This window comes from Alteromonas sp. 009811495 (assembly GCF_028865455.1).
GTDB lineage: Bacteria > Pseudomonadota > Gammaproteobacteria > Enterobacterales > Alteromonadaceae > Alteromonas.
This window is the reverse complement of record NZ_CP113972.1, coordinates 2,511,691-2,533,261: the sequence shown is the minus strand read 5'-3', so window position 1 is coordinate 2,533,261 and position 21,571 is coordinate 2,511,691. Positions and strand designations below refer to the sequence as shown.

The window sequence follows — 21,571 nt, the reverse complement described above, 5'->3', positions numbered from 1 at the left end:
GTGTCTAAGGAAACCGCAAAAGCGGCGCATGCCATTGATTTATCTGCGCTGAACGAATACTTATCAACGGCGTGCCCAGAGGTGGGGCACGCTACAGCCGCTGACAAATTTGCTGGCGGCCAGTCTAACCCTACGTTTAAGCTTACTACTGACAAGGGGGTGTTTGTTTTACGTCGCCAGCCGCCGGGCAAGTTGCTTAAGTCTGCTCATGCGGTTGATAGAGAGTTTCGTGTTATTAACGCGCTGCAGGGAAGTGATGTCCCGGTACCTAAAGCGTATCACTTGTGCGAAGACATCAATGTAATAGGCAGTATGTTTTATATTATGGCCTTTGTTGATGGGGCCATTTATTGGAATAGTGCGCTGCCGGAAATTGAATCAACACAGACGCGCACAGCGATGTACGATGAAATGAACCGGGTGTTGGCAGCACTTCACAGTGTGGATATAGAAAAGGCAGGACTGTCAGATTATGGTAAGCCAGGAAGCTACTTTGAACGTCAGTTAAGTCGTTGGACTAAGCAATATCGCGCTTCAGAACTTGAGCATATAGAAGAGATTGAATCGCTTATTACCTATCTAGAGAACAACTTGCCACAAGACGATGGTCAGGTGTCGTTGGTACATGGCGATTTCCGTCTAGACAATATGATGTTTGACATGAGCGATGCACTTCACCCGCATGTTGTTGCCGTACTCGACTGGGAGCTTTCTACGTTGGGTCACCCCTATGCCGACCTTGCTTATCAATGTATGCAGCTACGCTTGCCCAGTGATATTGCTCATGCCGCTGGGCTAGGTGGGTTAGACAGGGCTGCGTTAGGCATTCCAAGCGAAAAGGCGTATATCGAAAGTTATTGCCAGCGAAGAGGTATCGTTGGCATTGAAAATTGGACGTTTTATCTTGCCTTTAGCTTTTTCCGTTTAGCGGCTATTTTGCAGGGCGTGGTAAAGCGCGCCCATGACGGAAATGCATCGAGTGAAAAGGCAATGCAATTAGGTGCAATGGTGCGCCCACTGGCGCAAATAGCGAATCAAACCATACATCAAGATGCATAACAGAATATGAGCGCAATTAGCGCATTAAATTTGTAGGGAGAAAACATGAAAGCAATCGTATGTGAAGCCTTTGGCCCAATTGATGAACTTCAATGTAAAGATGTACCTGATCCGGTAGTTAAGAAAGGCCATGTTGTTGTTAACGTGCAAGCGGCAGGTGTTAACTTTCCCGATGGCCTTTTGGTACAAGGCTTGTATCAAATGCAGCCTGACTTCCCGTTTATACCCGGCAACGAAGTAGCCGGTACCATAGCTGAAGTAGGTGAAGGCGTCTCACATTTAGCAGAAGGGCAGCGAGTCATCGCGTTATCCAATCTAGGAGGATACGCACAAAAAGCATTAATTCCTGCTACACACGTAATGCCGTTACCCGATCCCATTGATGTTACTGAGGGCGCGGCGCTAGTTACTGCCCATGCAACTGCGCACCACGCGTTAAAGCAAAGAGCCAAGCTTCAGCCTGGCGAAACCTTAGTAGTTACTGGTGCCGCTGGTGGCACGGGTTTGGCTGCGGTGCAAATTGGTAAAATTATGGGAGCCAAGGTTATCGCGGTGTGTTCAACAGAAGAAAAGTTGGCTTTGGCGAAAGAACACGGCGCAGATATCCTAATTAACTACAAAGAGAAAGACTTAAAAGAGACGCTTAAGGAAGTGACTGGCGGTAAAGGTGCTGATGTGGTGTATGAGTGTGTGGGCGGTGACACGTTCCATGCATGTAGCCGCAGTATGGCATGGGAAGGACGTTTGCTGGTAGTGGGCTTTGCGGGTGGCGAAATACCTAAATTCCCTGTCAACCTAGCGCTAGTAAAAGGTTATTCGGTAATGGGTGTTTTTTGGGGTTCATTCACTCAACACGACCCCAAAGGGTTTGCCGACAATATGAAAGAACTGCTGACATGGTACGTGCAGGGCAAAGTGAAAGTTGTCGTTGACGAGGCACTACCTCTTGAACAAGCCACAAAAGCCATGGCTAAAGTCATGAACCGCGAAGTAAAAGGCAAGATGGTGATAGTGCCTTAAACTGGGCGTTATGCATGTTTATGTCATAGTAGTTTATGACATACTAATAGTTAGATGTTTGACGCATCCGTATGTTTTGCAGTAACGGAGCGTCAAGCTTTCAGGCAGTTGCTTTCACTCCAACAGTTTTTTTCCCAATCAATGAGAGTGGCTCAGGTTTGTGAAGATAGAAGCCTTGTGCATAGTCTACTTTGATGCCTTTTACTGATTCGAACGTGGCTTTGTCGGTAACGAATTCAGCGACAGTTTTCAAACCCATTGACCTGGCAACGTCACATATCGATTTGACTATTTGCAAGGAAACCTGATTTGAAGTGATGTCTCTTACAAATAACCCATCTATTTTTACGGTATCGACCGGTAATGTTTTCAAGTAGTTAAATGACGCTAATCCGGTACCAAAATCATCTAAAGAGAACGAAAAGCCGAGTTTTTTCAATGCAACAATGTTTTGTAACGTAGAATCTATGCTCATCATTGCTGTGGTTTCAGTAATCTCAAACGTGATTTGGGAAGGAGAGAACACATAGGTCTCTTGTAATTTCGTTATAAAATCCACAAATGAAGTGTTGGATATCGTTTGACCAGACAGGTTCACTGAGTAGACGATGTCGTTTTGCATCTGTTTAACGACTTCTTCAATGACGTAATAGTCTATCAATGGCATGATATGATAGCGTTCCGCTTGAGGGATAAATGCCGCGGGAGAAATTATTTCACCGTTGGCTCTTTCCAGACGAACGAGCACCTCGATGTAAGAAGCGCCAGCGAATTCGGTATGCTGAATTAGCTGGCCGTAAAGGATCATCGAACGCTTTTTAAGCGCATATTCTATTTCATCAATCCACTGTACATTTTCCAAATGTTCTTTAAATTCGCAGCTATTGCCATCAATGATGTGCAGCGTGTTTCTTCCCTCATTCTTAGCAATTTGGCATGCCGTATCTGCAACGCTCATCATTGAGCTGAAAGTGTCTGTTTCACACAATTTAAATGATGTAACGCCTACTGACACTGTAGTACGTATAACTTTATCTTTACTGTACAGTTCTATTCCCTCTATTTTTCTTATTATTCCCTGAATAATTTCTTCTGCTCTCGTCAAAGAACAGTTTTCAAAAAATAGTGCGAATTCGTCACCACCAATGCGTGCAAACAAATCACTAGTTCTTATTCTACTTTTAACAATCGATGCTATTTCTTTGAGAAGGTCATCGCCACAACTGTGTCCATATTTGTCATTGATGGATTTAAAGTTATCTACGTCTAAGAACGCAAAAATAGAGTCTCTATGATCTAGCTCGTGAGATCTTATGCGTTCGCATAGCAACTCTTCAAAATGTTGTCGGTTATATATTTGTGTAAGTGAGTCGTGGGTTGCTCTATGGATTAGTAAGCTCTCTTGGGTAATATCTCTAATGACTACTAAAACACCTCTTAACATTCTGCGACATTTCACATCGACTGACTTTCCCGAAATTGGTACTTCGGGTAAATCCAACATGTTTTTGCTACTGTGAAACATGTTTTCGTTTATGTCATTTTTTATAGATTTAAGATGTTCAAATAGAAAACCGAAGTCAATGTCCAAAAAGTCCTTAGCTTGTTTATCTGGCAAGCCTAATATGTCACAAGACTTTTGATTAATGGCCTCTATACTTCCGTTATCCGCTATGCAGACTATACCGTAGGGAATCGTCCCCAAAATGCCAGATAGAATTTGTCGTAGCGTTGACTCTTGTGAATAGTTACTGTCCATTTTTGCAAACCTTAGCGACCAACAGGGTCGCATCTTTGTCATCGACTGCGCATTTATTAAACAAAAAGCTGGCTAGCTCATACACATCTGCTTCGGTATCTATACCTTTATCTGGCAATGCAAGGAAATTTATTCCTGCACTTCCAATAGCAAATAAATGACAGCCTGATATAGATTGCGTTACACGCATTAGACCATCATTAGCGTTCACCCTAGTGCTTGATGACTTACCAAAACAGGCCGTCGTGAAATGTTTGGATGATTGGTAGGCAATCTCCGAGTCAGAAATGTTTAAAACGAACAAATCAAAGCCAGAAGGACAAAGTTGTTCTAAGAGCGTATCGATGTCGTTATAAACTTGCTCAACGCTCAAACGAAAGTTTGATTGAATATAGCATTCGACAGTATTTAGTCCTTCCATTTGTTTATCTTTTAGCGCGACCGACATTACAACTACCAATGCCTTAATTCCATCAAAATACTTTATGAAATATTTGTCGTTATTAAAGTGCTTATCAATCGCCGGAAAAGAGATGGCTCTAATAGCCAACGTTTTGCTTACGGGAGGCAGAAATACGGATAAGGAAATCGATACGCCTGTTTCATCGTTATAGTTAACGATAAACTCATCAGCACATCGCTTAGCTGTCGAGAGCCCAACACCTAGGCTTTGTTGGTCAAAGGTTGTATAACCGTCAGCAAAGGCTGCTTTAAGGTCAGGGATCCCATTACCACAATCAGAAATAGTTACTTTTATGCCGCCTTTGTTCTCTACAGACTCAATTATCGCTTTCGCATTAGTGCCATATCGAACAGCATTGATGGCTATTTCAGAAACGGCAATGGCAAAGGTACTTGCTTTGGTGTCAGTGACGCCCTTTTCGACGGCTATTCGCTTGCAGTATTGAGAAAACTGATATGCATCTGCAAACGAAACAATATCAAATCTTTCGCTAATACTATCTGCTAAGGCCGCAGTGTTCACTGCTTAACTCTCGCACGGAGATATCGTTAGACCAAGATGGTTCAACGCTTCTGAAATGGCTTCCTTAAGACGTTTTTTAACGGTGTAATGTCCTAATACTATGCCGGTTTTCACCATAGTGACGGCAACGCCGCCCCGAATACCGCAGAAAATGGTTCGAACACCAAGTAGTTTTAACGTATCAGCGGATTGAACGAATTGAGACGCTACCGACGAATCAATAGCGTCGACATTGGAAAGGTCTATGATGGCAACGGTATAGCTTGATGCCTCTATCATTTTGATGAGTTTGTCTGTGATAGCAGCCATACGCGCCGAGTCAATAGTGCCGAAGAAACCAGAATAAATGCAAGAATCAAATATTTCTGATGCGACGATGGGGGACTCACCACCGATTTGCTTCCTGCTAATGGCAACATTTTCCATGTGAAATCCCTCTCAGTTGTTGATATCAGAACCTCTGAATTCTTTTAACAGAGTAGTCCTCATTATTGGGATTTCCATATAAAGATGAAGAAATTTAGACTAAAGTATGCATGGTCGGACGAGTGGCTCAGTCAAGTATCAACATGATTGAGCCATGTTTTTGTTACGTTTTATTCCATTAGCCACATGCGCGCACTGCGCCCGGGAACATAAAATTTGTGCCATTGGCTGGTTATGGATTGCACGTCATTGCTTAGCGTGTCACGGTAGTTTCTGTACCACCACAGGTTATCAGTCGCCGTGTTAACCCATACGTCTTGTCCACTGCCGCATTTATTAATGCCTACCACACCTTTGTGATCGCGCTTGAACAAGATTAGACAGTCATTGTAATTAATGACCTGCATACCGCTTCCCTGTGTTCCATTATGAAACTTGATCATGCCTTTAATATCATCACGCTTATACAAATCGACCCAGCGGTTATCACCACTTTCATTGTTGTCAGAGTACATCAGAGGCACACCGCCATTTCGGCCAAGCACGTACGCATTGGCAAGAAACTCATCGGTTGGATCCATCAATTGATAACGGAAACCATCGTTTAAGGGGATGTCATGGGTGATGCTAAAAGTAATGGCTTTATCACCCGCGAGAGCTTGGCCGTATGCGCCAGGGTCGACCAATGAATTCATAGAGCCGCCGAAACTAAAGGCACTTCGGATTTGTGCAAACAACGGAAAGTCATACGCTGAGTGTCCAGTGTCAGAGAGGTAAGGAGCAAGAAAGTTATCGTATTCGCTGCTGCCAGCACCACCTGTTGTAATTATTTCGCCAAAAACATGGACACCGTTTTTGATGGTGCTGTCGAATACGGCATTAATGTGATAATTCGTCATGTGTTTTGCGGCGTCGACACGAAAACCAGTAACGCCCATATTTTTTAGCATCTGCAAATAAGCCTTCTGCTGACTTACTACCCAGTTGTTAGGGTCTAAATCAGGTAGGCCTGGATCAGGTGGTGCGCCGCAAAGACGATTGTATTGAACATCGCCTACGTCGCTGTAATTAATAATACACTTTGGTCCGCCTTGGTCGAATGTGCCATGAAAATCACCCCCACCGAACAGACCATTACTTACGTCACCAAATAAGGTAATGCTATCGTAGTATGTTTCGTTGGCGGCATATTGGGCCAACACTTCACTACCAGGATAGTTTAAGTCTGAACGTTTCCAGGCTTCATTTGCCATGTGGTTAAATACAATGTCAGCGTATGTTTCGACACCCACAGCGTTTAGTGCGTTGACCATATCGCGAAAATCATCCGTGTCACCCAATGGGTTGTCGATAACGCGGTAGTCTTGTGGCTGATACCGTGCCCACCATTGATCGCCTGTCGATTTATAAGCCGGTGAGACTAGAACTTTTTTATAGCCTAAGTCAGCAATTTCTTGGGCTCTTGCGGCAACATCATCATACTGCCAGTTAAAAGCGTGCAATATGACATCTGCACTGCTTTGGAAAGTTAGGGTGCTCATAAGCAAACTTGCAGCAAGTAAGCTTGGTGAGCGAGTTTTGATACGTTCAATGTTCATTGATGTGTCCTGTTGAAGTAAAAAATGCATCAACATTATGTTTACATTCTGTTATCAACTTTTAAACGTGATGCATACGTATTCAGTAAAATTGGTGAGCGGTGTCTGGTGCCTAGTTGATCAAAAGTGGGTGGTCTAACATACCCATACTGTGACTGACCACAGGCAAAGGGAAACAATGGTGAAAGACAGTAACAACTGCGTACGCGTAAGAGGTACCAAAGTACACAATTTAAAAAACCTCGACGTTGATATACCTCGCGATAAAATTGTCGCTTTTACAGGTATATCGGGTTCAGGGAAGTCTTCACTTGCTTTCGGAACGCTTTATGCCGAGGCGCAGCATCGGTATTTAGATTCAGTGTCTCCCTATGCGCGCCGCCTTATTGATCAAATAGAACAGCCTGAGGTTGAATCTATCGAAGGTTTACCTCCTGCCGTTGGTCTACACCAACAGAGAGGTACGCCCTCTATTCGTTCTTCTGTTGGCAGCATTACAACACTTTTCAATAGCGTAAGAATGCTGTTTTCACGAGCAGGAGACTATCCTGAGGGGCAAAGTATCATCTATGCGGATGCTTTTTCACCCAATACCCCGCAAGGTGCTTGTGAGCATTGTGATGGCATTGGCAAGGTGTTTGATGTGGATGAAAGCACATTGGTTCCTGATAAATTCTTATCTATTCGCGAAGGCGCGATAGCGGCATGGCCTGGGGCGTGGCAAGGGAAAAACCTCGTTAGGGTATTGCTGTCTCTGGATATTGACGTTGATGTACCTTGGCATGAGATACCAAAAAACACTCGTGACTGGATTTTATATACGGATGAAGCGCCACAGATGGGTGTTTACCGCAATTATAATTTAAAGCAAACCCGACAGGCATTAAGTGAGGGCGAGCCAACAAGTTATAAAGGCACCTTTGTGAGCGCACGTCGCCATGTGTTAGATACGTTTAAGTCATCACAAAAAGAAAAAGCGAAACAAAAAGTCACTCCTTTTTTATCTATTTCTACGTGTCCTGTCTGTGAAGGTAAGAAATTAAAAAAAGCATCTCTTTCAGTCAAAATTGCAGATATGGATATTGTGACGTTTTCTCGCTTGTCTTTAGAAAAAGTTGACCAGTGCATGTCAGACTTACTTAACGCGGTAGCAAATGAGAATAGTGAAAAAGCTAAGGTCATAACGCGTATTGCCAGCGATATTCGTTCACGGTTAGCGCCTATCATAAATTTAGGTCTCGGCTATTTGTCACTAGAACGAAGCACAACCACTATATCTCCTGGTGAGTTACAGCGTCTGCGACTAGCAACGCAAATAAAATCGACGCTCTTTGGCGTCGTTTATGTGATGGACGAACCTTCAGCGGGACTTCATCCTAAAGATGTCGAATCATTACTTGAGGCACTCAAAGCACTAGTAAATTCAGGTAATTCAGTGTTTGTTGTTGAGCACAACCCGCGTGTCATTCAGTTTTCGGATTGGGTGGTTGATGTGGGCCCAAAAGCAGGCATCAACGGTGGTGAACTCATTTACAGTGGCCCTCCTAGTGAGCTTCTAAATCAGTCATCGTCACTAACAGCGAAGTTTATTCAACGCGGTGTTGGCACGAAAGATAAAGAGGTTCGATGTCCCACTGGTTCTCTAAAGCTACGAAACGTGCATAAAAACAACCTAAAGGGTGTGGATTGTGATATTCCGCTTGGCGTTATGGTAACCGTTACTGGGGTATCTGGCTCTGGCAAGTCTAGCCTAGTGAGTCAAGCATTAGTAGGCTTAGTAAAGCGATATTTAGAACGTGATTTTAAACAGCCTAGAGAGATTGATACAAAGTCGCTAACAGCTCAGACGTTACTGGACAGCGAACCAATGGAAAACGTCAAAGGCTCGATAGAAATTGCAGGAAGTAGTGTTGAACGTCTGGTCGTAGTAAATCAATCACCTATAGGCCGAACTCCTCGTTCTAATTTGGCTACTTACACAGGTTTGTTTGACTCAGTAAGAAAATTGTTCGCAGCGACTGCTGATGCAAAAGCACGCCGCTTTGATGCAGGCCATTTTTCCTTCAACGTTGCTAAAGGTCGATGTCCTCATTGTGAGGGCGTTGGTTTTGTTTCAGTCGAATTACTCTTTATGCCAAGCGTATATTCCCCTTGCCCTGAGTGCGGTGGGAAGCGATACAAAGACCAAATATTAGAAGTAAAATACAAGGGGCTGAGCATTGCTGACGTACTTTCAGAAAGTGTAAGTGACGCAAGGGATATTTTTGTGGGGGAAAGTGCTGTGATGCGAGCACTTGATGCCCTAGAAAGTGTCGGTTTGGGATACATAACATTGGGTCAACCAGCAACAGAATTATCGGGTGGCGAGGCACAGCGGATAAAATTAGCCACTGAGCTTAAAAGAGCAGAAGGCAGCAATACACTTTATGTGTTAGATGAGCCTACAACTGGACTGCACCTCTCAGATACTTCATTACTTTTAACGCACCTAAATAGATTGGTTGAAAAGGGAAATTCAGTCATCATGGTTGAGCACAATATGCATGTGGCGGCCAACAGCGATTACATCATTGATATAGGGCCTAGCGCAGGGGAACAAGGTGGTCAGATTGTTTGCTCAGGCACGCCAAACCAAGTGTTTAGCAACGAAAAAAGTGCTACAGCTCCTTTTCTGCGCCAAGCTAGGCGTTGATTGTTGAGATACTTATTGTGCTGTAGCTTGTTCGCTTGGAAGAGAAGAATGAATAAGGCGCACTGTAGTAGCGTTATGTGACACTGAGGTCTGTGCCGCACGCTTGGAAACAACCAAAGAAGATAGTCTGTCGTTACGTGCTTTTTTGACTGTTTGCTTTGTTTGGAGCGTTTTTAAACCGGTATTTTGTTTAACTTCGCTGGCGTTAGCAACTGACATTGCAGTACCAAGCCCAAGACAGCATACCAATGCGCAAGCAAGTGTTTTTGCGTTTTTCATGCTTTCACCTCGGCCTAAGACTGTACTGATAAAGTAAAGATGATAGAGGCGGTTGCACTCGCCTCGTTCATCGGTTTTGTTTGTTCTCGTTAATTAAAACGTATTAAGAAAAAGAACAAAACATACGGTCTTATACATTGGTATGGTGGCTCATACTTAATGAGCTACCAGGCTGTTACTCCGCCATCTACAGCGATGGTTTGACCATTCATGTAGCTGTTTCCAGGGGATAGAAGCAGCATCATTGTATTGACGATTTCTTGTGGTTCACCCAATCGCTTCATTGGGCTTCCTTGTCCTAATTGCTCTCTCGCTTCTGGCGTATTGTAGCCATCCACGTTTAAAATGTTGGTGGGGCTGTAGAATGGACAAATCGCATTCACGCGAACATTTTTTCTGCCGTATTCCACAGCCGCAGTGCGAGTTATTCCCGACACCGCATGTTTTGCCGCAGCGTAAGCGCCACCCTTAGGTGCACCGCCTAACCCTGCGAGTGAACTAACGTTGAGAATATGACCTTGTTTTTGCGCCAGCATGACGGGTACTTGATACTTCATGCCGAACATAACGCCTTTTACGTTTACCGCAAATTGCGTATCCATTATCTCTTCTGTCATCTGGTGTACGGGAGCAGGGTTGTGGGCAATACCTGCATTATTTACGGCAATATCCAAACGGCCAAAGGTTTCTATTGCTAGCTCGACCAGTTTTTGATTGAGTGCTTCGCTAGCAATATTACCTGCAAGCGATACAACGTCAGTAAGGCTACTAACGTCATTTCTTGTTTCTTCTAGAGCTGATTCATTAATGTCAGTAATCACAAGCTTAGCCCCACGATTGGCAAGACCAAGTGAGAGTAGTCGCCCGAAGCCGCTTCCTGCTCCCGTTATTAAAACAACATTACCGGTAAAATCTAAAAGTGCGTCCATTTTATCGTCCTATAAATTATGCGTATTTTGGATAAATCGTTTGAGTAGTTCGGCGAGCTCTTCGCCTTTATCTTCTTGAATAAAATGGCCACCGCCTTTGATAGTGACATGCTCAATGCCTTGGCAGCCGGGAATGAGTTTTTGGAAAATGCGGTCTCCTCCTGCAGTTACAGGGTCGCTATCCCCAAAAGCAGTCATAAAGGGCGCGCCAAATTGCTTCAAACTTTCCCATGCGTTTCTGTTTGCCTGCGCTTCAGGGTTGTCAGAGCTCGCTGGAACCAATAAAGGGAAAATGCGTGCTCCTGCTTTGTACTCTTCTTCAGGAAAGGGCGCATCGTAAGCGTCTTGTGTCTGTTGCGATAACTCAGTAACTGTTGCGCCTTGTATGATGCTTGATGTTGGGAAAACTGGGACGTCCTGAGAAAACCGTCGCCATTTAATGAAAGCGTCGCTTGGAGTTTGATCCCCTGTCGGGAGGCCTGTGTTCGATACCATAACGCCAGCAAAACGTTCGGGCATATCTGCCACAAGTCGAAGGCCAAGCAGTCCCCCCCAATCTTGACAGAACAACGTAACTTGGCCTTTTACAACCTGATTAAACCATTCTTTTACCCAGATAACATGGCGCGCGTACGTATAGTCCTCACGTCTTGTCGGTTTATCAGAGCGTCCAAAGCCAATAAGGTCAGGAACCAATACATTAAATCCGGCTTCAGCCAAAATCGGCATCATCTTTCGGTACAAATAGGCCCAAGTGGGCTCTCCATGCATAAGTAAAATAGTATGACCATCTTTGGGGCCAGCTTGGTAGTAAGCCATGGCAATCTCACTACTCACCGTATCCGTAACTTGAACATATTGAGGCGAATAGGGGAAATCAACGATTTTGGAAAAAGCACTTTCAGGCGTTTTTAACACTTGCATAGCAAAATGTCCTTTGTAAGCAAAATGTAAATAAATATATGGATGCGTTAACAAAAACACTGGTTGGATTGACTGTCAAACATTCGTTAGCCAAGGGAGGGCGCAGTGTTCATACGAAAATGCGGTGTCGAAAGGCTTTGCGGTCAATATTAAATATTGTGATAAATGTCTATAACACCAATAAACTTGGATGATTGACAACACTGCAATAACATCCGATTAACGTGATAAACAGGACATGGTTATGACACAGACGGAAAATCAAGCAGTGGCGTACAGCGTACAACAAGGCGTAGCAACGCTGATGATGCAAAGCGCGCCAGTTAATGCCTTATCTCGCGCACTACGCGTCGGCCTTATTGATGGCATTGAGCAAGCGTTAAATGATGATAGCGTCAACGCTATTGTAATTTCATCATCATTACCCATTTTTTCAGGCGGGGCAGATATCAGTGAGTTCTCTGGCGGCGACCTATCGCCCATGCTCCCCGAAGTGTTAGAAAAAATTGAACACGCGACAAAGCCTGTTGTAGCTGTTCTTCCCGGTCCTGCGTTTGGTGGCGGCTTAGAAGTGGCATTAGCGTGCCATCACCGCATTACGTTTGCTGAAAACAAAGTGGGACTACCCGAAGTTAACCTAGGTATTTTGCCTGGTGCAGGTGGCACACAGCGTTTACCGCGACTAGCTGATGCACAAACGGCGCTTACCATGATCGCAAGTGGCAAGCCGACGTCGGTACTAAAGCTACCAAACGTTTTTGATAAGATTTCAGACAAGCCAGAGCACTTGCTTGACGACACCAAAACATATTTAGCGTCGCTGACGCCAAGTAATGCCATTAAACGCACGTGTGATATCACACTGTCTATGACCGATGAAGTTCAAGCGGTTTTTGACGCTGTCACAGCGCAAACGAAAAAAGCAGCAAAAGGCTTTTTTGCACCGCTTAAATGCATAGAAGCTGTTCATGGCGCTTACACGCTAGATTTCGATGCTGGCCTTAAAAACGAGGGTAAGCTGTTCATGGAATGCATGAACACCCCGCAAGCGCGCGCACAACAACATTTCTTCTTTGCCGAGCGCGCCGCAGGTCACGTAAGCGATTTCGACAAGTCAACGCCTGAACGTAGCATAGAGAAAGTAGCCATTATTGGTGCGGGCACCATGGGCGGTGGTATTGCCATGAATTTTGCCAACGCTGGCATTCCTGTCACTATGCTGGAGCTAAAAGAAGAGGCGCTTGAGAAAGGCTTAGCGCTTATTCGCAAAAATTACGAAAACTCAGCGAAGAAGGGAAAACTAACGCAAGATCAAGTAGAAGCGCGTATGTCGCTGTTAACAGGGACCACGTCGTATGACGATCTTGCTGATGTGGACTTGGTCATTGAAGCAGTGTTTGAAAAGATGGAAGTGAAAAAGACAGTCTTCTCAACGCTAGATAAAGTATGTAAACCGGGCGCTATTTTGGCGTCGAATACATCAACGCTAGATATCGACGAGATTGCCACGGCGACATCACGCCCTGAGGATGTCATTGGCCTACACTTCTTCTCACCTGCAAACGTCATGCGCTTGCTTGAAGTGGTAAAAGCGGACAAAACATCACCTGAAGTCATCAAGACATGCATGAAGATGGCGAAGCGAATCAAGAAAGTCGCAGTGCTTGTTGGCGTATGCTTTGGCTTCGTCGGTAATCGTATGATTGAGCCGTACGGCCGCGAGGCAAACAGGTTGCTACTTGAAGGTGCAACGCCAGAGCAGGTTGACAGAGTTCTCACTGAATTTGGTATGCCAATGGGGCCATTCACCATGGGTGATATGGCAGGCTTAGACATTGGTTACTATGTGCGCCAGTCCAGACAAGAGCACATCGCTCACGACCCTGCATATGGCGCGGTAGCAGACCGCCTTGTTGAGAAAGGGCGTAATGGTCTTAAGACGGGGCGTGGTGCATATAACTACGAGCCGGGCAGCCGTGTACCCATACCTGATCCTGAGGTACTTGAAATTGCTAAGCAAGAAGCTGAGCGATTAGGAGTAGTTCAACGGGATGACATTAGCGACGAAGAGATTTTGGTGCGCGTAATGTACTCACTTTTCAATGAAGGTGCAGCCATTCTTGAAGAAGGTATTGCCGCTAAATCAAGCGATATTGACGTCATTTATGTGTATGGCTATGGCTTCCCAGTGTATCGCGGCGGCCCAATGCAATATGCCGACGAAGTTGGATTGGGCACCATTTTAGACAAGCTGACGACTTATCGTGACCAGCTTGGAGACTACGGCAAAATGTGGTTAGAGCCGAGTGAGTTATTGGTGAAACTGGCGCAAGACGGCGGCAGCTTTAAACACTATAAGAAGTAAGCTAACGAAAAGGACAATCCCTATGCGTGATGCAGTTATTGTAAGTACCGCTAGAACGCCAATTGGCCGCGCTTATAAAGGCGCACTAAATAATTTACCCGCTCCATCATTAGGTGGTCATGCGATTGAGCATGCCGTAGCGCGTGCCGGTGTTGACCCAGCAAGTATTGATGACGTCATCATGGGCGCCGCACTAACGCAAGGTAGTGGCGGCATGAACATCGGTCGTCTTGCGGGGCTTGCGGGTGGTTTACCTGTGACTGTAGCGGGTATGACGCTAGATAGACAATGCAGTTCAGGTATGTACGCTATTGCCACCGCAGCTAACGCCATTAGAACTGGTGACACCAACATTATGGTTGCTGGCGGTTTAGATTCAATCTCGCTTGTTCAAAACAAAAACATGAATATGTTTCGTGCGGTAGACCCAGCTTTGGTTGCGAAGCATAAAGATATTTATATGCCTATGCTTCAAACTGCTGAGGTAGTCGGGAAGCGCTACAACATTAGCCGTGATGTGCAAGATGAATATGGCTACCAAAGCCAGATGCGCACGGCAGCCGCGCAACAAGCAGGCAAGTTCGATGATGAAATTGTGCCTATTACTGCCGTACAAGCTGTATTCAACAAAGAGACCGGCGAAACTAGCGAGCGCGAAGTAACCCTATCAAAAGACGAGGGTAACCGCCCCGAAACTACCTTGGAAGGGCTACAAGGCCTTAACCCAGTGATTGAGGGTGGTTGTATTACCGCGGGTAACGCAAGTCAACTCTCTGATGGCGCAAGCGCTACGGTAATCATGGATGAGCAATCAGCCGCGAAGGGCAGTGCGCAACCACTTGGTATTTATCGCGGTATTGCGGTAGCCGGCTGTGAACCAGATGAAATGGGCATTGGCCCTGTGTTCGCTATTCCTAAATTATTAAAACAACATGGATTGACTATGGACGATATAGGTCTGTGGGAACTCAATGAAGCGTTTGCAGTACAGGTACTGTACTGTCGCGATAAGTTGGGCATTCCAGATGAATTATTAAACGTAAACGGCGGGGCTATTTCAATTGGTCACCCCTATGGCATGAGCGGTGCTCGTATGGTGGGTCATGCACTCATCGAAGGTAAACGACGCGGTGCGAAATATGTAGTTTGCACCATGTGTATCGGTGGCGGTATGGGCGCTGCTGGTCTATTTGAAGTTATATAGTAGGTATTAGTATGGAAGGTTATAAAGCGCCTCAGCGTGACGCTATGTTCGTTACGCATGAGTTACTAGATTATCAAAGTCACTATCAAAAACTGGGCTTCGATGAAGCCTCTGAAGACTTAGTGACAGCAATTTTCGCAGAAGCCGCTAAGTTTTCTGAGAATACCTTAGCGCCAATTAACGCCTCTGGTGATGAAGAAGGCTGTAAGTGGGTAGATGGTGAAGTCACTACGCCCAAAGGCTTCAAAGAAGCATACCAGACGTACGTGGAAGGCGGCTGGCCTAGCATGTCTCATCCGGAAGACTTCGGTGGTCAAGCGCTCCCTTACTCGCTCTCGTCAATAATCGCTGAATGGTTCTCGGGTGCTAACCACTCGTGGGCAATGTATCCTGGCCTCAGCCAAGGTTGTATGGAAACGTTGAAAGCGCACGGTACTGAGCTTCAACAAAATATGTTTCTACCCAAGCTAATTAGCGGAGAGTGGACAGGTACAATGTGCTTAACTGAATCGCACTGTGGTTCAGACCTAGGTATGTTGAAATGCCGTGCAGAGCCTCAGGAAGATGGCAGCTATAGCCTAACCGGTACAAAGATTTTCATCTCTGCCGGTGAACACGATATGTCAGATAACATCGTCCACATTGTGCTTGCGCGTTTACCTGATGCGCCAGAGGGCACAAAAGGCATTTCCTTGTTTGTTGTACCTAAGTTTAACGTAAGTGAAGACGGCGAGAAGCAAGACAGAAATGCAGTAGCGTGCGGCAGCATTGAACACAAAATGGGTATCAAAGCGAGCGCGACGTGTGTAATCAATTTCGACGGCGCAAAAGGTTACTTGATTGGTCCTCCAAACCGCGGTCTTAACTGCATGTTCACGTTTATGAATACTGCGCGTATCGGAACTGGCCTTGAAGGTCTGGCGGCATCAGAAGCGTCTTTCCAAGGTGCCCTGCGCTATGCAAAAGATCGTATCCAGTTTCGCTCACTAACAGGTCGTAAAAATCCAGATGGTCCAGCTGACCCTATCATCGTACATCCTGATGTGCGCCGTATGCTACTTACACAAAAAGCGTTTGCAGAAGGTAACCGTGCGTTAGCCGCTTACTGTATGCAGCTTGTTGATGTAACGCTTTATGGTGACGATGCAGCAGAAAAGCAGCACGCGGAAGCCAAGCTTGCATTCCTGACACCCATTGTTAAAGCTTTCCTTACTGAGACTGCACAAGAGTCAACCAGCTATGGTATGCAGGTGTATGGTGGTCACGGCTTTATTAAAGAGTGGGGCATGGAGCAGTTGGCTCGCGATACCCGTATTTGTACTATGTATGAGGGCACAACAGGTATCCAAGCTGTTGATTTGCTTGGCCGTAAGGTAATGGGTTCTAACGGTGAACTACTTAACGTGTTTGTACAAGAAGTGCGTGATTATTGTAATTCACTTCGCGACAACGCGCAGTTTAGCGCTTGGACGAATGCATTGAGTTCTCATCTTGATGAGTGGCAACAGATAACAATGGATATCGGTAAGGCCGCCGCGTCTAACCCAGATGAAATTGGTGCAGCGTCTGTTGATTATTTGATGTACTCTGGCTACGTGACAGTGGCATACTTCTGGCTGAAAATGGCAGTTAAAGCGCAAGAGCAGTTAGATGCGGGAAGTACAGAAACTGAGTTCTATCAAAGCAAAATCTTGACAACAGGTTTTTATTTCGACCGCTTATTAACTCGCACTCGTTCACTTGTGTCTGCAATGCAATCAGGTGCTGACAACCTTATGTCAATGCCAGAGAGTATGTTTGCAATTGAGTAATTGCCAATTACACAAATAACGCACTTGTGTGAATAAGCGCGTGAATAAGCCGGGCTGCTGACGATATTTTGTCTTAAGGGCTCGGCTTTTTTGTATCTTGAATTTACTTGTTTCTGTAGTACGGAAACATTTATATGGGAAAGCGGCATATGGAAAAGCGAAAATTATACGATCATTTCATAGAAGTTCAGGGCCATAGTATTCATTATCTCAGTAATACCTATGAAAGTGCTGTCGACACAGAAAGTACGCGCCCCTTATTAGTTTTTTTACATGGCTTCCCCGAAAACGCACATGCTTGGGAGGGGCTTATTGCGCATCTTCCTAAGCGTTTCGACGTCGTTGCACCAGATTTACCTGGTTACTACAAATCTGAACCACTTTCCTCCATAGAAGACTATAGCGTTCCCATGCTGCTAACGCGCATTGCTGCTTTCGTTGAATTAGTTGGGCGTAAAAGACAAGTTGTGCTTGTAGGTCATGACTGGGGCGGCGCCATTGCATGGCCTCTAGCTGCTTTTCATTCACAGTTGTTTTCGAAACTTATCATTATGAATGCCGCGCACCCTTCTACATTTACATCACTTTTAAAAACAAGTAGAACGCAGCGACTAAAAAGCCAGTATATACACCAACTTATTGCTGATGATGCTCATGAAACACTAATACAGTCAGATTTTTCGTTGTTAAGAAACATGCTAGGCGATGCCTTGTTTTCGAGCGACAAACGTTATGCTGATACACTGGTATCTGGTTGGAAAGACAGCAATACGCTAAAAGCGATGCTGAATTATTACAAAAATATGCCGCAGGCTATTCCATTCACTGATGCAGATGACAATGAGCTTGCTGCTTTACGAGTTCCGAATATTAGAATTGTGATACCGACGCTGGTGTTGTGGGGCAAAAACGACGACGCATTCGATGTAAGCATTCTTGATGGTTTACCCAACTATGTGGAAGAACTTACTGTTCACCAACACAATGAAGCAACGCATTGGATCCATCGGGAGCAGGCACAGTGGGCTGCAGGTCATATTAATAAATTTGTTGTTTAGAGAAATGTACAAAGAAGGGGCGAGAAAGGTAGAAAAGGGAGAGGCCTCCGAAGAGGCCTCAGAGCGGCATCCTGCCGCTACCATGTTGAACTGGTGTATCACATGGCGTGACAATACATATACTATTTCTTAGATTCGGCCGTTAAGTTCTGCCGCAATCGGTGAGCCCTGTAGACCCTGCTCGTCAATCCACGCAGATAATGTTTTGCCATCTGCTTCAGGTGCTTGTAAATCTTTACTTGGCATCTTCTTAACCAAAAGTGTACCAACTTCTACTGCGTTGCTTGATAGCGCTGTGCGGATCAAGCTTTGACCGTTGCATGAAATGCCAGAGTAGTAATCGCGTAGTTTCATTTTATAGTCAGACTGTACGCTACGCATTTTCTTACGAAGCTCGCCTTTGTCATCTGCTTGAACGATGGTGCAGATATTTGCTAGTGCTTCGTTGATGTCATTGGCCTGCGCCGCGTTAGAAAAAGCTAAAGATGATGCTGCAATTACTAGAGAAGTTTTAACGATTTTCAACATGGTTAAATTCCTTCGGTTGTTAAGAGGTTGTGTTTGTTCGTTGAGATGCATTAAACACCAACCGAACAATGTGAAAAACATGCGTTAAGATAATGGGGTATGTGAACGAATACCTATTGCTGTGTAGGAGAGCTGCAGAGTTAAATTTAGGATGCATTGTTTTAGTATTAAGTTTTTGAAATAATTGCAAATAATTTGTATTTAATAATGTTTTACACTTTTGAGATAACGGAAAAAATAATCAATAGTAAGATAAGGATGATCACGAAAAAATCGCTTTTAATTGCAAATGCTGCAATAACATTTGAGAAACTTTGATTGAGAGTTGTCAGTCATCACGCGAAATAGAGTTTTCGTGTTGTAAATGAGTAAACGAGGATTGCATGAAGGGAAGATGTCATTGTAATGCAGTGAAGTTCACACTTTCAGAAAATATTAAGACCATTCTAAATTGCCACTGTGAGCTTTGTAGAAAGGCGAACGGAAGTGCATTTTCAACTTATGTCGTGGTCGCCAGCAATGAGTTTGTGAAGGAATGTGGTGATCTGAAAGCGATTCAGCTTTCTGATAATGCTAGTAAACACGTGTGCTTAAATTGTGCTACGCCAATTTTTAACGAAAATCCTAAATATGCTGGTCTTAAGATCGTTTATTTAGGTGCGTTGGATAACGCAAACCAATTAGTACCCTTAGTTGATACCTATTGCGAATCGCAACTCAAATGGCTAAGTGAGTTAGGAAGCTTGAGAAAAATGGAGAAGGGTTTCGGATAGCATTTTGTGGTGTTTTTCTGCTTACATATATAAGGCTGACAGTAAAGTGGAGCTGCAACACAAAATAGGTTTGCATACCGGTTTTATCCGTAAAAAAGAAAAAGGCCCCTAGAAGGGGCCTTTAGTGCAGCTTTCGCTGCCACCATGTTGAAAAGGTTCACATGGTTATGTGAATACGTTTTAGATACGCTCGTTCAGTTCCGCTGAAATTGGCGAAGACTGAAGTCCTTGCTCAGCAATCCAGGCTGATAATGTTTTGCCGTCAGCTTCAGGCGCTTGTAAATCTTTGCTCGGCATTTTCTTAACGAGAAGTGTGCCTACTTCAACCGCATTATTTGACAGCGCAGTTCTAATAAGGCTTTGGCCACCACACGAAATGCCTGAGTAGTAGTCGCGAAGTTTCAATTTAAAATCCGACTGTACGCTTCGCATTTTTTTGCGCAGTTCACCTTTGTCGTCTGCTTGTACGATAGTACAGATGTTAGCTAATGCTTCGTTAATGTCGTTAGCTTGCGCTGCGTTAGAGAAAGCTAAAGTAGATGCTGCAATTACTAGAGAAGTTTTAACGATTTTCAACATGGTTAAATTCCTTCGGTTAATTTGTTTGTCTGTTCGGGATGTATTTAAAAACAAAAATGCTGCGCGAAAAACATGCAGTGGAATAACAGCGTATCGGTTTTAATACTTTTAAGCCTTTCTAACCCAGTGGTATGGCTGGCTAGCCTTTATTAAACAAGGTGTTAGGCGAAGTTTTAGTGTTTTGATGGATAGGTATTATTTGTTTGTTTTATGAGTGAATTGATAAGAACTCTTCAGAGATGCGTTGTCCTTTGCACGTAATTTAACCCAAAAATAATGGCAATTTTTGTGCTTTTGAACATAAATAGATGGTGAGGGTTTCCTTTAATTGCGGTGGGGGAGTGATGTGATAGACCCGTTTACAGAATTAAGTATGACATTGGCTAATCCTGATGTTGCATTACCTGATTTTTTAAAAGCAGTATGTCTGGCGGTGAAAAAAGCGATCCCCAACGCTGACCGTGTTAGCCTTTGGCAATTCAACGAAGGAAACGAAAGTATTTCTTGTTTGGCCTTATTAAACGCTGGAGGCTTTTCTCAACCCACAAATTTAGTCTATCAGCGCAGCGATTATCCTGCTTATTTCGATGCAATTTTGGAAAAACTCTCTATTTTGGCACTTGATGCAAGAAACCATCCCGACACTTCTTGTTTCGCAGAGGGGTACTTTGAGGAAGAGTCAGTTCATTCAATGATGGACTATGTATTTGACAATGCCTTTTCTCCATTTGGCATAATATGTTGTGAGTCAACGGGGCAATGTGCATTGTGGGGCGATGAAGAGGTAAATGAGCTCAAACGTATAGCGCGTATTGTTTCCATCTTTTCAAACATTCGTCATTTAAGTAACTAAAATAAAAAAGCGACCCGTAGGTCGCTATTTGTCACTGCAGATTAACCTGCAACCATGTTGAATCAGCTCACATGGCTATGTGAATTTCGTTTTAGATTCGCTCGTCTAATTCAGCTGAAATTGGCGACGATTGTAAACCTTGCTCTGCAATCCACGCTTGTAGTGTTTTACCGTCAGATTCAGGCTCTTGAAGATCTTTGCTCGGCATTTTTTTAACAAGAAGCGTTCCTACTTCAACGGCATTGTTAGTTAATGCTGTTCTTATCAGGCTTTGACCGCCACATGAAATACCAGTGTAGTAATCGCGTAATTTCAACTTGAAGTCTGACTGTACACGACGCATTTTTTTGCGTAATTCACCTTTGTCGTCTGCTTGTACGATGGTGCAAATGTTTGCTAGTGCCTCGTTAATGTCATCAGCTTGTGCTGCATTAGAAAAAGCTAGAGTAGAAGCGGCGATTACTAGAGAAGTTTTAACGATTTTCAACATGGTTAAAGTTCCTTCGGTTGTGTTTAATTTGTCTGTTCGCAATTAATTAAAGAATAACTGATGTGTTTAAAAAACATGCTGAAGGATAACTGCGTATTTTATTTGATACGTTTTTGTGGGGTTAATATACAGTAGATTGTATTTAAGTTGTTGTTTTTATTGGTTTATTTAGGGCTTTTGCGGGTTCTTTGAAAGGTTGAAAAATAAGCAAATAAAGCGCAAAAAATGTGCTTTATTTG

General features: G+C 44.2%; 19 protein-coding genes. 9 read left to right on the top strand and 10 right to left on the bottom strand.

Annotated elements, in window-relative coordinates:
- Positions 1-1,059 (top strand): phosphotransferase family protein, encoded by a 1,059-nt coding sequence (locus OZ660_RS11600; RefSeq protein ID WP_274741012.1) that lies wholly within the window; start codon positions 1-3, stop codon positions 1,057-1,059.
- A 45-nt stretch (positions 1,060-1,104) separates the two neighbouring features.
- On the top strand, positions 1,105-2,079 hold the full coding sequence (locus OZ660_RS11595) for an NADPH:quinone oxidoreductase family protein (RefSeq protein WP_226432704.1): 975 nt from the start codon (positions 1,105-1,107) through the stop codon (positions 2,077-2,079).
- A gap of 100 nt (positions 2,080-2,179) precedes the next feature.
- Here the strand turns inward: OZ660_RS11595 and OZ660_RS11590 are convergent, their stop codons facing one another.
- From OZ660_RS11590 to OZ660_RS11575, 4 genes are all read right to left on the bottom strand, one after another.
- Positions 2,180-3,838, bottom strand: coding sequence for an EAL domain-containing protein (locus tag OZ660_RS11590; RefSeq protein ID WP_274741011.1), 1,659 nt, complete (start codon positions 3,836-3,838; stop codon positions 2,180-2,182).
- Positions 3,828-4,823, bottom strand: coding sequence for an ATP-binding protein (locus OZ660_RS11585; RefSeq protein ID WP_274741010.1), 996 nt, complete (start codon positions 4,821-4,823; stop codon positions 3,828-3,830). The genes OZ660_RS11590 and OZ660_RS11585 overlap by 11 nt, the downstream gene beginning before the upstream one ends.
- Positions 4,824-4,826: 3 nt before the next feature.
- A complete protein-coding gene (locus tag OZ660_RS11580; RefSeq protein ID WP_274741009.1) occupies positions 4,827-5,249 on the bottom strand; it encodes an STAS domain-containing protein in 423 nt (140 codons plus the stop codon).
- 170 nt (positions 5,250-5,419) lie between these two features.
- Positions 5,420-6,847 (bottom strand): alpha-amylase family protein, encoded by a 1,428-nt coding sequence (locus OZ660_RS11575; protein ID WP_274741008.1) that lies wholly within the window; start codon positions 6,845-6,847, stop codon positions 5,420-5,422.
- Positions 6,848-7,025: 178 nt separating this feature from the next.
- Here OZ660_RS11575 and OZ660_RS11570 point away from each other — a divergent pair, with 178 nt between their 5' ends.
- Positions 7,026-9,539, top strand: a complete 2,514-nt coding sequence (locus OZ660_RS11570; RefSeq protein WP_274741007.1) for an excinuclease ABC subunit UvrA — start codon at positions 7,026-7,028, stop codon at positions 9,537-9,539.
- Between the two features lie 12 nt (positions 9,540-9,551).
- Here the strand turns inward: OZ660_RS11570 and OZ660_RS11565 are convergent, their stop codons facing one another.
- The 3 genes from OZ660_RS11565 to OZ660_RS11555 all read right to left on the bottom strand — a co-directional run bounded on the left by OZ660_RS11565 (position 9,552) and on the right by OZ660_RS11555 (position 11,671).
- Positions 9,552-9,818 carry a hypothetical protein gene (locus tag OZ660_RS11565; protein ID WP_274741006.1) on the bottom strand — a complete coding sequence of 89 codons (267 nt, stop codon included), beginning with the start codon at positions 9,816-9,818 and terminating at the stop codon, positions 9,552-9,554.
- A gap of 164 nt (positions 9,819-9,982) precedes the next feature.
- Complete coding sequence (locus OZ660_RS11560; RefSeq protein ID WP_274741005.1) at positions 9,983-10,747, bottom strand: SDR family NAD(P)-dependent oxidoreductase; 765 nt, start codon at positions 10,745-10,747, stop codon at positions 9,983-9,985.
- Between the two features lie 9 nt (positions 10,748-10,756).
- Positions 10,757-11,671 (bottom strand): haloalkane dehalogenase, encoded by a 915-nt coding sequence (locus OZ660_RS11555; RefSeq protein ID WP_274741004.1) that lies wholly within the window; start codon positions 11,669-11,671, stop codon positions 10,757-10,759.
- 244 nt (positions 11,672-11,915) lie between these two features.
- Between OZ660_RS11555 and OZ660_RS11550 the strand changes: the two genes are divergently transcribed.
- The 4 genes from OZ660_RS11550 to OZ660_RS11535 all read left to right on the top strand — a co-directional run bounded on the left by OZ660_RS11550 (position 11,916) and on the right by OZ660_RS11535 (position 18,109).
- Positions 11,916-14,036 carry a 3-hydroxyacyl-CoA dehydrogenase NAD-binding domain-containing protein gene (locus OZ660_RS11550; protein WP_274741003.1) on the top strand — a complete coding sequence of 707 codons (2,121 nt, stop codon included), beginning with the start codon at positions 11,916-11,918 and terminating at the stop codon, positions 14,034-14,036.
- Between the two features lie 22 nt (positions 14,037-14,058).
- On the top strand, positions 14,059-15,240 hold the full coding sequence (locus tag OZ660_RS11545; protein WP_226432710.1) for an acetyl-CoA C-acyltransferase: 1,182 nt from the start codon (positions 14,059-14,061) through the stop codon (positions 15,238-15,240).
- Between the two features lie 11 nt (positions 15,241-15,251).
- Positions 15,252-17,051, top strand: a complete 1,800-nt coding sequence (locus tag OZ660_RS11540) for an acyl-CoA dehydrogenase C-terminal domain-containing protein (protein WP_274741002.1) — start codon at positions 15,252-15,254, stop codon at positions 17,049-17,051.
- Between the two features lie 149 nt (positions 17,052-17,200).
- Entirely contained in the window at positions 17,201-18,109 is a 909-nt protein-coding gene (locus OZ660_RS11535; protein ID WP_274741001.1) for an alpha/beta fold hydrolase, read from the top strand.
- Between the two features lie 129 nt (positions 18,110-18,238).
- Here OZ660_RS11535 and OZ660_RS11530 read toward each other — a convergent pair whose 3' ends face one another.
- Complete coding sequence (locus OZ660_RS11530) at positions 18,239-18,637, bottom strand: DUF3718 domain-containing protein (RefSeq protein ID WP_159625947.1); 399 nt, start codon at positions 18,635-18,637, stop codon at positions 18,239-18,241.
- A gap of 383 nt (positions 18,638-19,020) precedes the next feature.
- Between OZ660_RS11530 and OZ660_RS11525 the strand changes: the two genes are divergently transcribed.
- A complete protein-coding gene (locus OZ660_RS11525) occupies positions 19,021-19,410 on the top strand; it encodes a GFA family protein (RefSeq protein ID WP_446698931.1) in 390 nt (129 codons plus the stop codon).
- A gap of 180 nt (positions 19,411-19,590) precedes the next feature.
- Here the strand turns inward: OZ660_RS11525 and OZ660_RS11520 are convergent, their stop codons facing one another.
- The gene (locus tag OZ660_RS11520) at positions 19,591-19,989 is read right to left on the bottom strand and encodes a DUF3718 domain-containing protein (RefSeq protein ID WP_159625945.1); all 399 of its coding nucleotides are present in this window, start codon (positions 19,987-19,989) and stop codon (positions 19,591-19,593) included.
- A gap of 346 nt (positions 19,990-20,335) precedes the next feature.
- Here OZ660_RS11520 and OZ660_RS11515 point away from each other — a divergent pair, with 346 nt between their 5' ends.
- Positions 20,336-20,842 (top strand): GAF domain-containing protein, encoded by a 507-nt coding sequence (locus OZ660_RS11515; RefSeq protein WP_202261719.1) that lies wholly within the window; start codon positions 20,336-20,338, stop codon positions 20,840-20,842.
- Positions 20,843-20,933: 91 nt separating this feature from the next.
- Here OZ660_RS11515 and OZ660_RS11510 read toward each other — a convergent pair whose 3' ends face one another.
- The gene (locus tag OZ660_RS11510; RefSeq protein ID WP_274740998.1) at positions 20,934-21,332 is read right to left on the bottom strand and encodes a DUF3718 domain-containing protein; all 399 of its coding nucleotides are present in this window, start codon (positions 21,330-21,332) and stop codon (positions 20,934-20,936) included.
- Between the last annotated feature and the right edge of the window lie 239 nt (positions 21,333-21,571).